The following is a 13,247-nucleotide window of genomic DNA, read 5'->3' on the forward strand; positions in this document are numbered from 1 at the left end:
GATATGGGCTTTTTATCATACTAGAGCAGAACGTTTGTGATATTAATCTTTTTTATAAACGTCGTGACAGCCTTTACAGCTTTGACCTGTATCACCAAATGCTTTTTTGATCTGCCCTAAATCCGTACCTTGCGCAATGACAGCCAATTTAGTGGCATTTTCTTGGAATTCAGTCATTTTGCTATCAAAATCGGCTTTGTCAGTCCAAATTTTAGCTAACGCGTCGGTATTACCTTTGTCTGAACCTGCAATAAAACCTTCATGAGGGATTTTTGATAGTGCTGCAACATTGGTTGCACGAGCTGCAAATACCGTGGCATCAAATTCTTTTTTACCTTTTAACATTGCACCCATATCGCCAAAGTTATAGGCAATTAAACCGAATGCTGATTGGCGATATTTAATGGCATGATCAGTATCTTTAAAGTTGTTAGCATAAACGCTTGGGATAAGTAGTGCAGTTGCCGTCATTGCGAGTAAAATTTTTTTCATCGTATTCTCTATTATTATCAGGGAGTATCGGTTTTATTTTACACATTTATTGTATGAAATCACCTTTAGATTGTTTCTGAATGTGAGGCGAGTTTACATAACTCCACTTTTGGATATCGCTATATAGTTTGTGCAGCTTTTGCTTTCGGCTGTTTCCTTGTTATTATCAGGGGGACTTTATTAAAGAGAGTACCTATGAGAGCGAATTGGAGTTTAGTGGTCGATAAAATTTTGACTCATTCGAATCATGATGAATTAGCGGTGTTATTTCGGTTATTGCTGACAGAGGAAGAGCGCAGCGCAGTTGCCGGCCGATTAAAGGTTTTTCAAACCTTACTGGAAGGTAAGTTAAGTCAAAGGCAAATCGCAGCTGAGTATCAAGTCAGCATTGCAACGATTACACGCTGTTCTAATTACCTTAAAAACATGTCTAATGAGCAGCGTGAGCAAGTTCAAAAGTTGATTTTGTAGATTGATAGGACACCCATTACAATAAAAACCGCTTGATGTGATTAAGCGGTTTTTTATTGTTTGTTAAGCCTTTATTATCTCTAGTTAAGGTTGATTAACGGCCATGGGTTCTAAACACTGGAATTTTATGGCGTCTATAACTAGAGCGCCTTAAAAGTAGGTAAGTCCCAAAGGTTACCAAGCAAATAGCAAACAGAGCGCTAGAATCTTTAGGGATAAAACGATAAAGCAAAGCTGCCGATAAAATATAAAGGAATGGCATATACCCATACAACCAGTCTGGCCATAAACCTTCTTTACGTCTGCGTTTAGTGTCGGTTCGACGGTTTTGTGAGCGTAAGTTATAAATTCTGGCGCCAAACAAAAACACTACAACAGCGGCTGCAATTGCATATTCTTGTTGTAGAATCAAAATACTTACCCCGCCGATAGCAATATATGTGTAAGGTAATAACTCATAAAGTGGCTTAATTAACATGAGCACTCCGTCGCTAATCATTAATTATTATTATTATTTTTATACTGAGATATACCACGCTGCTAACGCATGTTTATTAAATTGTCCTCAATCATAAACAAGGTGGAAAGGGCAAGCGTGACACTATTAAATGGCGTATCAATTGATACCACACAGGATAAAGTATAGCGTATAAAAAAAGTCGCTGACTATATTTTAATCAGCGACTTGCATTTATTCAAACTTTCTACTGGTTTTAATTAGGTGAAATAACCTAATAGCTTAGTAAAATAGTCTACATTTATTATTAATTACAACCACATCCGCCATTGCCATCACAACCCGGTTTTTGGGTGTCACAAGGTTCATGATCGTGCTCATGATTATGTTCATGTCCACCGCCACAACTGCCACCATGGGCATGAATGTGTCCGTGGGCGATTTCTTCCGCAGTTGTTTCTCTCACAGCAATAACTTCAACATTAAATGTTAATGCTTGGCCTGCTAGGGGATGATTACCGTCAACAATGACGCTATCGTCTTTTATTTCTGTTACTTGAACAGGGCGCTGGCCCATTTCAGTTTCTGCAATAAAGCGCATACCCGGCACAATATCTTCAATATCACCAAATGCAGCTAAAGGCACTTCTTGCTTCAAACCTTCGTGATATACACCATAAGCTTGTTCGGCTGGTATGTTTGCTTCAAATTTGTCACCAACAACTTTACCTTCTAATTCAGCTTCTAGGCCAGGTATAAGATTTTCGGTACCTTGAATATAAACCATTGGCTCAGCATCAAAAGAGCTTTCCAATAATTGACCTTGCGCATCGCTGAGACGGTAATGGATGGTAACCGCGGCATGTTTTGAAATTTTCATAATGACTCCAATTGCTGATATGGGCGCATAATACCTTTATTTTTTTTGGGCTGCGATGATTTGTGTCTGATTTTGATCAATTCTTATTGATTTAGTTAACTCGTTATTGTTTTTACCCCGATTAATGGAATGCTATAGAAATTTACTCTTTTATGAAGCATCTAGATTGTTATCAGGGTTCTTATCCCTATTTTTCTTATAGTTTAAATAACGTAATGGATTATTTTATCTTTAATGATTGAAAAGTATAATTATTTAATTGGGGATTATATTGCGTTAACGTTAGCGTAAACGCAGCGTTTTAGTTGTTTTATTGCGAATGTAATTGATGTTTCAGTTTGTGAAATATGAAATCTTAAATAAATCAACTTAAATGCTAATTAATATGCAAATTTATTGGCAACTGGGGTTGACAATATAGTGCTAAAAAAGCAATTCTGTAGGCATTAGTGAATAAGAGTTACCCGCGACTAAAAATGTATGCGTTTGGTAGCACTGATGAAACCAGAATAAGTGAGCGATATGTCAGCCTGCAAGTACGTTGTAATAGCAACCATTACAATCATTACAACCACCACTACTAATATAGTGGGGGCGGGCTGATTCATCCTAAATAGAATTCAGTAACAAGCCCGCTTCCCACAAAAGAAGCGGGCTTTTTTATTATAAAATTTTGCATTGATGCCATGATATTGGCAGGAGAAGACGGTATGAAAGTGATGAAGTTTGGTGGTACGTCGTTAGCAAATTGGCCTCGTTTTTTAATGGCGGCTGATATTATCGCTGAGTCTTCTAAGGCTGAACCAGTCGCTACGGTCCTTTCTGCGCCCGCAACAATTACAAATGCATTGTTGGAAATGGTTGATTTAGCGGTAGAGGGAAAATCTTACCAAGCGGTTGTTGACCATATCAATCATGTTTTTAATCACTTATATACCCAAGCGAGTGAAACCTTGTTGTCTGTAGCTCAACAGGAATTACTAAAACAGAAACTCAACATGCAAATGCAGCAATGGAAGTCTAAGTTAGAAGGAATATCCTTGCTAGGCGAGTGCCCGGACTCAGTCAGGGCTGCTATTGTTGTTTCTGGCGAGCGTTTATCCGCAGCGTTAATGGAGCAAGTGATGTTGGCTAAAAACATTACTGCCGCGCAGTTGGACCCAGTTGCATTGTTTCTTGCCCATGGGCAGCCTTTAGAGTCTGTAGTCGATATTAATGTCAGTAAACCTCGGTTTGCAGTATTACCGTTAAGTGAATACAGAGTGTGGGTTATGCCAGGTTTTACTGCCGCAGATGCTCATGGAAAAATTGTGACCTTAGGGCGTAATGGTTCTGATTATTCTGCTGCCGTGTTAGCCGCTTGTTTAGATGCATCTAGTTGTGAAATTTGGACCGATGTGGATGGTGTTTATAACACAGATCCCCGTGCGGTTACAGATGCTAAGCTATTGTCTCAGTTGAGTTATCAAGAGGCGATGGAGCTATCGTATTTTGGTGCCAAAGTATTGCACCCTAAAACTATCGCTCCAATTGCGCAGTATCATATTCCTTGCTATATCAAAAACAGTTTTAATCCATCAGCACCCGGTACATTGGTATCGAACGATGAAGATCAAACTGGTTTACAAGTTAAAGCCATTTCAAATCTTGATGATCAGACTATGTTTAACGTATCTGGGCCAGGTATGAAGGGGATGGTTGGGATGGCCAGTCGTACGTTAGCAGCCATTTCACGCAGTGGCATTTCGGTATCATTGATCACCCAAAGCTCATCTGAATACAGTATCAGCTTTTGTGTTGGAACCCGTGACGCAGCGAAAGCGAAATGGGCTCTAGAACAAGAATTTGAATTAGAAATAAAATCCGAATTACTTGAGCCTATTGAGTTGCGCCAAGGTTTAGCTATCGTGTCCTTAATTGGTGATGGCATGAAAACGCATAAAGGAGTGGCGGCTAAGTTCTTCAGCGCGTTAGCTAAGGCAAGCGTTAATATTATAGCAATCGCTCAGGGGTCGTCAGAGCGCTCTATTTCAACCGTTATCCAGCAAAGTAAAACCAAACATGCTATCAGTGCTTGTCATCAGGCTTTCTTTGATGTGCAGCAATACGTTGATGTGTTCTTAGTCGGTGCGGGTAATGTGGGCGCAGGATTGCTTGAACAAATAAAACAACAAAATGACATGCTAAAAGAGCAGCACATCAGCATTCGAGTATGCGGTATTGCTAACTCACGTCAAATGCTACTGGACAGTAATGGAATTGAATTATCTAACTGGCAAGGCTTAATGACTGATAATGCTCAACCCTATGATTTAAATAATTTATTACTATGGGGGCAAGCGCAACAATTACTCAACCCAGTCTTAGTCGATTGTACCTCAAGTGAAGCGGTTTCAGACCGTTATTTAGATGTCATGAATGCTGGATTTCACGTGGTCACGCCAAACAAAAAAGCCAATACCCGTGATTATGCATTTTATCAAGCATTACGCAAAGTGAGTTTAGAGCAACGTCGTCAATTTTTATATGAAACCACGGTTGGTGCAGGTTTACCCGTTATTGATAACCTGAAAAAGTTGTTATGCGCGGGTGATAAACTGCATAAATTTAATGGTATTTTATCAGGATCGTTATCGTATATTTTCGGGATGCTCGATGAGGGAATGAGTTTATCGCAAGCCACATCAATTGCCCGTGATAAATGTTTCACAGAACCTGATCCTCGCGATGATTTAAGTGGAATGGATGTTGCTCGTAAGGTGCTTATTTTAGCCCGTGAAGTTGGCTTGCCCTTAGAGCTTAGCGATATTAACATTGAATCTGTATTACCTACTGATTTTGATGATAGCGGTGATGTTGAGACATTTATGGCCAACTTATCCCGTCTTGATGCACAAGTATCTTCAAGAGTGTCTAATGCTAAAGCGCAGGGAAAGGTGCTGCGTTATGTTGGTCAAATTGATCAAGGTAAGTGTTATGTTCGCATTATTGAAGTTGATGCGACCGATCCTTTATATAGTGTCAAAGGTGGTGAAAATGCGCTGGCTTTTTACAGTCGCTACTACCAACCCATTCCATTTGTTTTACGTGGCTATGGTGCGGGTACTGATGTGACTGCAGCAGGTGTGTTCGCCGACGTACTTAGAACCCTTAACTGGACACGTGAGGTGGGTTTGTAATGAATAGCATTAATCAAGCTCAACTGAGTGTTTATGCGCCAGCATCTATGGGGAATGTAGGTGTAGGTTTCGATTTATTAGGTGCTGCGTTAGCGCCTATTGATGGTAGCCTTCTGGGCGATAAAGTTACTATTAGCGGTATTGAAAGCGGCGTTGAATTTGCTCAGGTAGGACCTTGGGCGCATAAATTACCAACGGATTTGAAAGACAATATCGTTTATCAGTGTGCCGTTTTTTTTCTTGATAAACTACAACGTCAAGATGGCGTTAAACTCATTTTAGAGAAAAACTTACCCGTTGGTAGTGGGTTAGGTTCGAGTGCTAGCTCTGTAGTTGCTGCGCTGTATGCACTAAATGAATATTTTGAACAACCATTTGATCAACAAGCTTTGCTATTGTTAATGGGCGAGTTTGAAGGACAAATCTCAGGTAGTGTGCATTATGATAACGTTGCCCCCTGTTACTTAGGTGGCATGCAACTAATGCTTAATACCGCCGATAAGGTTTGTGCGGCGATACCGAGTTTTAAGCAATGGTATTGGGTGGTGGCTTATCCTGGTATTTCATTATCGACCGCTAAAATGCGCGCATTGTTACCCGCTCAATATGATAAAGCGGTGGCGATTGATTTTGGTCGTTATTTAAGTGCTTTTGTACATGCTAGTTATCAACAAGATGCTGCTATGGCAATTGAAGTGCTCAAGGATGTACTTGCTGAGCCTTATCGCGCGGCAGCTATTCCTGGCTACCTTGATGCTAGAGAAGCTCTAGCGCAACAAGGAATGCTGACTACGGGGATTTCAGGCAGCGGACCAACATTATTTAGCGTCACCGATTCATTAGAAAAAGCTCAGCAGGCTAAAACCTGGCTAGAGCAACATTATGTGACAGAGCAAGGTGGTTTTGCCCATGTATGTCAATTAGATGAACAAGGTACTCGACGCGTTTAGTATCGAAACAAAATTTTCAATTTAATAGGTAGTGGTAATGGAATTATATAATTTAAAACATCCTTCGCAGGAAGTTAATTTTAGTCAGGCTGTTCAATTAGGGCTAGGTAAAGATAGAGGGTTGTTTTTCCCTAAAACGATCCCTGTGTTAGATGATATTGACAGTTTACTTGATATGCCATTTGCGCAGCGTAGTAAACTTGTTTTAGGCGCTTGGTTAGCGGATGAATTAGGACAAGATAATGTTGACGCGTTTGTTGATAACGCATTTACCTTTGAGGCTCCCCTAAAAGAAGTTGATTTTCATCGCAGCTGTTTAGAGCTTTTTCATGGTCCTACACTGGCGTTTAAAGATTTTGGTGCACGTTTTATGGCCCAATGTATCAATTTATTATCAGGCGATAAAGGGTTAACTATTCTGACAGCAACCTCTGGTGACACAGGCGCTGCTGTGGCGGATGCATTTTATGGTTTAGATAAAGTACAAGTCGTGGTGATGTATCCAAAGGGAAAAATCAGTGAGCTACAAGAGAAAATGTTCACTACTTTAGGCAAGAATATCCACACAGTGGCGGTTAATTCTGATTTTGATGCTTGCCAGCATTTAGTGAAGCAGGCCTTTGATGATGAAGAGGTCAGAGAAGGTTTAGCGCTAAACTCTGCAAATTCAATCAATATAAGCCGTTTATTGGCGCAAATTTGTTATTACTTTGAAGCCATCGCCCAAGCTAAAAAAGCTGGACATGAAAACTTTGTGGTATCAGTCCCTAGTGGCAACTTTGGAAATTTAACGGCAGGTTTATTTGCTAAAGCGATGGGCTTGCCAATAAAGCGATTTATTGCAGCAACCAATAGCAACGATACCGTGCCCCGTTACTTACAAAATGGTGACTGGGCACCACATGATACCGTTGCAACTATATCAAATGCGATGGATGTGTCAGAGCCGAGTAATTGGCCCCGCGTTGAAGCTATTTGTGAGCAAATGGGCTGGCCACTTTCTGATATTACTGGCTTAGCATTAAATGAATTGCAAACCTCTGAAGCGCTTAAAAATCTATATCAATTGGGCTATCAATCAGAGCCGCATGCTGCTATTGCAGCTCAAGGTTTACGTCAATTATTGGCTAAAGATGAGTATGGGATATTTTTAGGTACAGCGCATCCTGCAAAATTTAAGGATGTGGTGGATAGAGAGTTACAAGTTGACTTACCTTTACCACCTGAACTTGAAGCTGTCGTCAATAAAACTATTTTATCTGTTGAGTTAGATGCTGATTTTGCTCAGTTAAAGTCACATTTATTTAGTACCCTTAGATAGTGTATTTTTAGATATTTAAAGCTGATTTAATTATCAAATTAGCAGGAAAACTAAAGCACCTTATTAGGTGCTTTAGTTTTTCTGAAACTGCTAGCTTGTTAATTATCTGGAATATGATCTTTGTCATAACTAATTTATATCATTGTAGTAGATTGGAAGTTAATAGGATATTGACTACAATTTGAGTAAGTGAGATAGACATGACGGAGAAGACGATGCTTAAGCGATTAATGCGTGATCACCAACACATAGCCATTTTATTGAATATACTCACCAACAAAAATGCCCGTTTAGCCGAGGGTGAAGCTGTTAACTTTAATCTTGTGAGAGATATTGTTGAGTATATGCAGGGATATGCAGAACACAGTCATCATCCAGTAGAAGACATCACTTATCATTATTATGCCCAAAAAATGTCTGTACCTAATAGCGATCAGCTTCGTGATGAGCATGAGCGGTTAGCTCAAGTCTCCGGTTCTTTGATGTACAGTTTAAATATGATCCTCTCCGATATTGTGGTTTCAAGAGAAAAGTTGATCAATGATTTAGCTAACTACATCAAGTTACAACTTGAACACATGCAGTTTGAAGAAACGGAGGTTTTCCCTCACTTTGCTAAAGCATTAGATGCTAGTGATTGGCAAAAAATTGAGCATTTATGCCATAAAAAACTGGTTGTGGACCCACTATTTAGCCAAAACGATAACGTAATTTTTGAAGAACTTCGACAGTATATTGTGAAGTCAGATAAAAAAATAAATATCTAACATTATAAATGTTATCAGTATGATCAAAAAGAGCACCCTAGGTGCTCTTTTATTATATTGCTATTTAATGAATAAATATTCACAGCTACTAATATCTATAACACTAAAGTATTGGCATCAAATTCAAAAGAATCATCAATATCTTGTAATTCTTTTAGTAAGCGTTGCTTATCCTTAATTGCCTCAATCTCTCGCCATTTACGCTTTTTATTAGATCCTTTGGAACGGCTTGGTCTTTCAACAACTTCGTCTAACGCACCACCATAGTCTAAACGATCCATGGTAACCTCCCTTGTTATTATGATGTCTCTATGCGAATAAGTATCATATTTCTATTGTAGGGTGCAACTTTTATGTTTCAATTGTGTTAAGCGAAGGTGAAGTTTTGATGAAGCTATTGAACCATAATTGGCATGATGTGCTGAATAGAGTGGTGGTAGACTAATAAAAAGCCAGCTTACGCTGGCTTTTTTAGTGATTAAATCTGCCCTTGACGATACAAATTGATTAAGGAATTACTGGAACAATCTAATTCATTTGCATTCTGATCAGCTCCAATCCGGTCGAGTACATCGTTACCGAGTAATTTACCTAATTCAACTCCCCATTGGTCAAAGGAGTTAATCTGCCAAATGACACCTTGAACAAATGTTCTGTGCTCATATAAAGCAATTAAAGCACCTAAGGTTTGAGGGGTTAATTTGTCCATTAATAAAGTGTTGCTGGGTTTGTTACCAGACATTACTTTGTGTTTAGCAATAAGCTGTTTTTGAGCATCATCAAGCTTGCTTGTGCTCATTTCGGCTAACGCTTCTTCGTATGTACGACCTTGCATCAGTGCCTGGGTTTGGCCAAAGCAGTTTGATGCCAGTTGATTGTGATGCTCACCAAGCGGATTATGACTTTGTAATGGCATGATAAAGTCAGCAGGAATAAGTGCAGTACCTTGATGCAATAGCTGATGGTATGCATGTTGCCCATTGGTGCCTTCGCCGCCCCAAATAACAGGACCTGTGCTGTAATCAACAGTTTGCCCTTCTAAAGTGACCGACTTGCCGTTGCTTTCCATATCAAGTTGCTGGAAATAAGCAGGTAAACCACGTAAATAGTGATCATAAGTTAAAATGACATGGGACTGTGCACTATGAAAATTACTATATAACACAGATAGCATTCCCATAATGATTGGCATGTTTTGTTCTAGCGGTGCTTGCTGAAAATGTTGGTCCATGTCGAAGGCACCGGATAATAATTGTTTAAAATTATCCATACCCACAATCAGTGCTATTGGTAAACCAATCGCTGACCATAAAGAATAGCGGCCACCGACCCAATCCCACATAGGGAAAATATTGCCGGCATCCATACCAAACTCAGTCGCTTTAGCGACATTTGAGGTAACAGCAACAAAGTGCTGGGCAACGTCGCTCTGTGATGCTCCTTGTGCTAAAAACCACTCTTTTGCACTTAGGGTATTAGTGAGCGTTTCTTGCGTGCTAAACGACTTTGATGACATGACAAATAACGTTGTCTCAGCGTTCAGCCCCTTCAATTTCTCACAAATCGATGTTGCATCCACATTGGCAACAAAATGACAATTTAGTTCTTTCCAATAAGGTCTTAACGCCTGAGTCACTATTTTCGGGCCTAGAAAAGACCCGCCAATACCAATACTAATGATATCTGTAATCGCTTTTCCTGTGTAGCCTTTCCATTGACCACTTTGTACTTGTTCAACAAACTTAGCCATCTTGGTAAGAGTTTGCTGTACTTCAGGAACAATGTTTTTTCCGTCAGCTTGAATATCTTGGTCAGCCATACTGCGAAGTGCGGTGTGAAGTACTGCACGTTGCTCAGTATTGTTGATAATGTCACCGGAAAACATTGCGGTGATTTTATCTTGTAGCTGCGCCTCATTAGCAAGTTTAAATAACAACGCCAAGGTTTCTTTATCAGCACGGTTTTTTGAGTAATCTAGCAGTAAACCACAGCTTTTTAGGTGCATTGAGTTAAAACGTTGCTCATCTTGACTAAATAGCTCACGCATATGAGGCAGCGCGGCTGCATTACTGATTAACTGTCGCCATGTAGATGATTGTGTTAATTGAGTCATTAATTCACACTCCTTGTTTAGCTTAATTTCTCTTTTAGCATGACCTCAAGTTTACCTTGGTCAATCGCAAAGTTACGAATACCTTCAGCGAGTTTATCAACTGCCATTGGATCTTCGTTAAATGCCCAACGGAACTCTGTTTCAGTTAGCGGAGTAGGAGCGGTTGATGATGCAGCTACCGCTTTAAGTTTCTCTGTAACAAGGATATCAGTATTGGCTAACTCTTCTAATAGAGCGGGTCCAATGGTTAAGCGATCGCAACCTGCTAATTCGATAATCTCACCGATATTACGAAAACTGGCTCCCATTACTACTGTGTTAAAGCCGTGTTGTTTGTAGTAATCATAGATTTCAGTAACCGAAATAACCCCAGGATCTGTTTCAGCAGTGTAATCTTTACCGGTATCTTTCTTGTACCAGTCAAGAATACGGCCTACAAAAGGAGAAATAAGATAAACACCGGCTTCTGCACAAGCTCTTGCTTGAGCGAAGCTAAATAATAGTGTCAGATTACAGTTAATACCTTGCTGCTCTAACTCTTTGGCTGCACATATACCTTCCCAGGTCGACGCTAGCTTAATTAAGATACGTGACTTATCAATGCCAGCGTCTTTATAAAGCTTGATTAACTTATGGGCTTTATCGATAGATTTCTGCTTATCGAATGATAGACGAGCATCGACTTCTGTTGAAATACGACCCGGTACTAATTTTAATATCTCTATTCCGATATTTACCGCTAGTTTATCGCCAGCATCTTCGATTTGCTGTGCTTGACTATTACTTTGGGTTTTAGCCCAAGCAATAGCATTATCAATTAGAGAGGCATATTCAGGAATTTGCGCAGCTTTCAAAATCAACGATGGGTTGGTTGTAGCATCTTCTGGTTGATAGCGTTTGATTGCTTCAATGTCACCGGTGTCTGCGACAATAGTAGTGAATGACTTGAGTTGAGCGAGTGCGTTGGCCATGTAACGTTTCCTCTCGATAAAAAATAGTTATTTTACTTCCTTTATTAAACGCGATTTTACTCTTTATTCCAACGTTTTGGTAAAAAAATTACCAAATACCACACTGTTTTGCTCATTTTTTGTTTTTTATTGTTGTTAAATTCCGATTTGAGTGCAAATTTATGTTTATTTAATTGAGTGATGAAAATAGAATTATGACTAATAGTAGATGTTTAGAGAAGTTTACTATTGTTCAGTAAATAAAAAAGCCGCTGATATCAGCGGCTTTTTCTTGAAAGCGATTTGTATTAAATTATTTTAATACAGCACGTTTTTCGGTACCAGTAACGATAGCTTCAATACGACGGTTTCGTCTATGAGCTTCAGCAGTGTTACCTTCAACTACAGGCTTAGTTACACCATAACCCATAGATTTAATACGGTTTGCACTGATGCCGTATTTCGATGTAAGGGCATTAGCAACTGAACTCGCACGACGGTCAGATAAAGCCATGTTATATGCTGGTTTACCTACGTTTGACGCATGGCCTTCAACAATAACCGTATGCTCTGGGTTTTTCTTCATGTAGTTAGCTAATTTCTCTAGATCAGAGAATGAAGCTTGATTAATTACTGCAGAATCATTAGCGAATAAGATGCCACCTAAGTCATGCTTAGTTGTCGCTAATTCATATACTGTACAGCCAGTTGCATCCACTTTGTGGTTACTTGGTGTATTAGGACATTTGTCTAAACGATCAACAACGCCATCAGAATCAGAGTCAGCATCGGCAGCAACAACTACTACTGGTGCAACAACAGCTGCAACAGGTGCCGCTTTTACTGAACCAAAACGGTAGCTTAACTCAAGACCCCAGTAGTTACTTTCCATAGAAAGTGTGTTCCACTTTTCTTCGTCTAAGTTTTCGTAACGACGGTATTTAGCTGCTAGCTTTAAGTTGTCAGTGAAGTTATAACCAATACCTGCGCCAATATATGGTGCAATACCATTGTCGCTATAATACTCAGTATCCCACTGTTTTTTGTTAGAGATAAGATAGTTCATGGCACCAGCTTCAGCTGATAAAGACCATTTGTTTGCAAATGGGTAAAATGCAACTAAACCTAAAGACATACCACGAGCACCAACATCGTTTAACTTGTTGCTGTAGTCAGTCCATTCGGCACGGCCTAGGTCGCGATAACCTAATTCCACACCAAAATAATCATTGAATAAATATCCGCCGAATACATCCCACGCATATGGGTCATCTTCGCCACATACTTTCATGGTTTTTTGATCACAGTTTGGCTCGTAGTTATTTACGCCTAAACCGCCACCAACGTACCAAGGTGTTAATTCTTCAGCAGCTGAAGCTGCAAAAGGTAACATTGAGGTCAGTAATACTACTTTTAATATGTTCTTCATCATTTATAAGTCCATTGTTATTAATACTTCACCAATATACCGGTCTCATGTTTTTGCAAGTCGAATCGGTATTGCCAACACTTATTGTGGTGAGTCTTATCTGTATTAGTTGACGAGGCGGATTATGGGAGTAAAAACTATCAATTGCCAGTGACAATGGAGTATTTATTGTCTTATTTTGCAAATAAATTGTCATTTATTTATTGACAAAATGATTTTGTGTAAGTTTTTTTAATTG

12 protein-coding genes are annotated in these 13,247 nt (G+C 39.5%); 5 read left to right on the forward strand and 7 right to left on the reverse strand.

The features are described from left to right. Nucleotides 1–42 precede the first annotated feature (42 nt). Complete coding sequence (locus FJ709_RS04920) at nucleotides 43–492, reverse strand: c-type cytochrome (RefSeq protein ID WP_226413978.1); 450 nt, start codon at nucleotides 490–492, stop codon at nucleotides 43–45. A 195-nt stretch (nucleotides 493–687) separates the two neighbouring features. Here FJ709_RS04920 and trpR point away from each other — a divergent pair, with 195 nt between their 5' ends. Further along, nucleotides 688–963 carry a trp operon repressor gene (gene trpR / locus FJ709_RS04925; protein ID WP_226413980.1) on the forward strand — a complete coding sequence of 92 codons (276 nt, stop codon included), beginning with the start codon at nucleotides 688–690 and terminating at the stop codon, nucleotides 961–963. 94 nt (nucleotides 964–1,057) lie between these two features. On the opposite strand, the gene FJ709_RS04930 is transcribed toward trpR, so the two are convergent. Beyond that, nucleotides 1,058–1,441 carry a hypothetical protein gene (locus FJ709_RS04930; RefSeq protein ID WP_226413982.1) on the reverse strand — a complete coding sequence of 128 codons (384 nt, stop codon included), beginning with the start codon at nucleotides 1,439–1,441 and terminating at the stop codon, nucleotides 1,058–1,060. Between the two features lie 286 nt (nucleotides 1,442–1,727). Beyond that, nucleotides 1,728–2,300 carry a peptidylprolyl isomerase gene (slyD, locus tag FJ709_RS04935; protein WP_226413984.1) on the reverse strand — a complete coding sequence of 191 codons (573 nt, stop codon included), beginning with the start codon at nucleotides 2,298–2,300 and terminating at the stop codon, nucleotides 1,728–1,730. A gap of 710 nt (nucleotides 2,301–3,010) precedes the next feature. Between slyD and thrA the strand changes: the two genes are divergently transcribed. The 4 genes from thrA to FJ709_RS04955 all read left to right on the forward strand — a co-directional run bounded on the left by thrA (nucleotide 3,011) and on the right by FJ709_RS04955 (nucleotide 8,517). Beyond that, complete coding sequence (gene thrA / locus FJ709_RS04940; RefSeq protein ID WP_226415860.1) at nucleotides 3,011–5,479, forward strand: bifunctional aspartate kinase/homoserine dehydrogenase I; 2,469 nt, start codon at nucleotides 3,011–3,013, stop codon at nucleotides 5,477–5,479. Beyond that, nucleotides 5,479–6,429, forward strand: coding sequence for a homoserine kinase (thrB, locus tag FJ709_RS04945; protein WP_226413986.1), 951 nt, complete (start codon nucleotides 5,479–5,481; stop codon nucleotides 6,427–6,429). Before thrA ends, thrB begins: the two co-directional genes overlap by 1 nt. A 37-nt stretch (nucleotides 6,430–6,466) precedes the next feature. Then, a complete protein-coding gene (gene thrC, locus FJ709_RS04950) occupies nucleotides 6,467–7,750 on the forward strand; it encodes a threonine synthase (protein WP_226413988.1) in 1,284 nt (427 codons plus the stop codon). 215 nt (nucleotides 7,751–7,965) lie between these two features. Continuing rightward, the gene (locus FJ709_RS04955; RefSeq protein ID WP_226413990.1) at nucleotides 7,966–8,517 is read left to right on the forward strand and encodes a hemerythrin domain-containing protein; all 552 of its coding nucleotides are present in this window, start codon (nucleotides 7,966–7,968) and stop codon (nucleotides 8,515–8,517) included. A gap of 95 nt (nucleotides 8,518–8,612) precedes the next feature. Here FJ709_RS04955 and FJ709_RS04960 read toward each other — a convergent pair whose 3' ends face one another. The 4 genes from FJ709_RS04960 to FJ709_RS04975 all read right to left on the reverse strand — a co-directional run bounded on the left by FJ709_RS04960 (nucleotide 8,613) and on the right by FJ709_RS04975 (nucleotide 13,012). Beyond that, entirely contained in the window at nucleotides 8,613–8,798 is a 186-nt protein-coding gene (locus FJ709_RS04960; protein ID WP_226413992.1) for a DUF3545 family protein, read from the reverse strand. Nucleotides 8,799–8,995: 197 nt separating this feature from the next. Continuing rightward, nucleotides 8,996–10,630, reverse strand: a complete 1,635-nt coding sequence (gene pgi / locus FJ709_RS04965; RefSeq protein WP_226413995.1) for a glucose-6-phosphate isomerase — start codon at nucleotides 10,628–10,630, stop codon at nucleotides 8,996–8,998. 17 nt (nucleotides 10,631–10,647) lie between these two features. Next, nucleotides 10,648–11,601, reverse strand: coding sequence for a transaldolase (tal, locus tag FJ709_RS04970; protein WP_226413997.1), 954 nt, complete (start codon nucleotides 11,599–11,601; stop codon nucleotides 10,648–10,650). A 292-nt stretch (nucleotides 11,602–11,893) separates the two neighbouring features. Continuing rightward, nucleotides 11,894–13,012 carry an OmpA family protein gene (locus FJ709_RS04975; protein WP_226413999.1) on the reverse strand — a complete coding sequence of 373 codons (1,119 nt, stop codon included), beginning with the start codon at nucleotides 13,010–13,012 and terminating at the stop codon, nucleotides 11,894–11,896. Nucleotides 13,013–13,247: the final 235 nt, after the last annotated feature.

The organism is Shewanella glacialimarina (assembly GCF_020511155.1).
Lineage (GTDB): Bacteria > Pseudomonadota > Gammaproteobacteria > Enterobacterales > Shewanellaceae > Shewanella > Shewanella glacialimarina.

What these genes read in the sequence shown, in the direction of transcription:
- FJ709_RS04920 (WP_226413978.1), bottom strand. Translation starts at nt 492, where the DNA reads ATGAAAAAAATTTTACTCGCAATGACGGCAACTGCACTACTTATCCCA.
- trpR (WP_226413980.1), top strand. Translation starts at nt 688, where the DNA reads ATGAGAGCGAATTGGAGTTTAGTGGTCGATAAAATTTTGACTCATTCG.
- FJ709_RS04930 (WP_226413982.1), bottom strand. Translation starts at nt 1,441, where the DNA reads ATGTTAATTAAGCCACTTTATGAGTTATTACCTTACACATATATTGCT.
- slyD (WP_226413984.1), bottom strand. Translation starts at nt 2,300, where the DNA reads ATGAAAATTTCAAAACATGCCGCGGTTACCATCCATTACCGTCTCAGC.
- thrA (WP_226415860.1), top strand. Translation starts at nt 3,011, where the DNA reads ATGAAAGTGATGAAGTTTGGTGGTACGTCGTTAGCAAATTGGCCTCGT.
- thrB (WP_226413986.1), top strand. Translation starts at nt 5,479, where the DNA reads ATGAATAGCATTAATCAAGCTCAACTGAGTGTTTATGCGCCAGCATCT.
- thrC (WP_226413988.1), top strand. Translation starts at nt 6,467, where the DNA reads ATGGAATTATATAATTTAAAACATCCTTCGCAGGAAGTTAATTTTAGT.
- FJ709_RS04955 (WP_226413990.1), top strand. Translation starts at nt 7,966, where the DNA reads ATGCTTAAGCGATTAATGCGTGATCACCAACACATAGCCATTTTATTG.
- FJ709_RS04960 (WP_226413992.1), bottom strand. Translation starts at nt 8,798, where the DNA reads ATGGATCGTTTAGACTATGGTGGTGCGTTAGACGAAGTTGTTGAAAGA.
- pgi (WP_226413995.1), bottom strand. Translation starts at nt 10,630, where the DNA reads ATGACTCAATTAACACAATCATCTACATGGCGACAGTTAATCAGTAAT.
- tal (WP_226413997.1), bottom strand. Translation starts at nt 11,601, where the DNA reads ATGGCCAACGCACTCGCTCAACTCAAGTCATTCACTACTATTGTCGCA.
- FJ709_RS04975 (WP_226413999.1), bottom strand. Translation starts at nt 13,012, where the DNA reads ATGATGAAGAACATATTAAAAGTAGTATTACTGACCTCAATGTTACCT.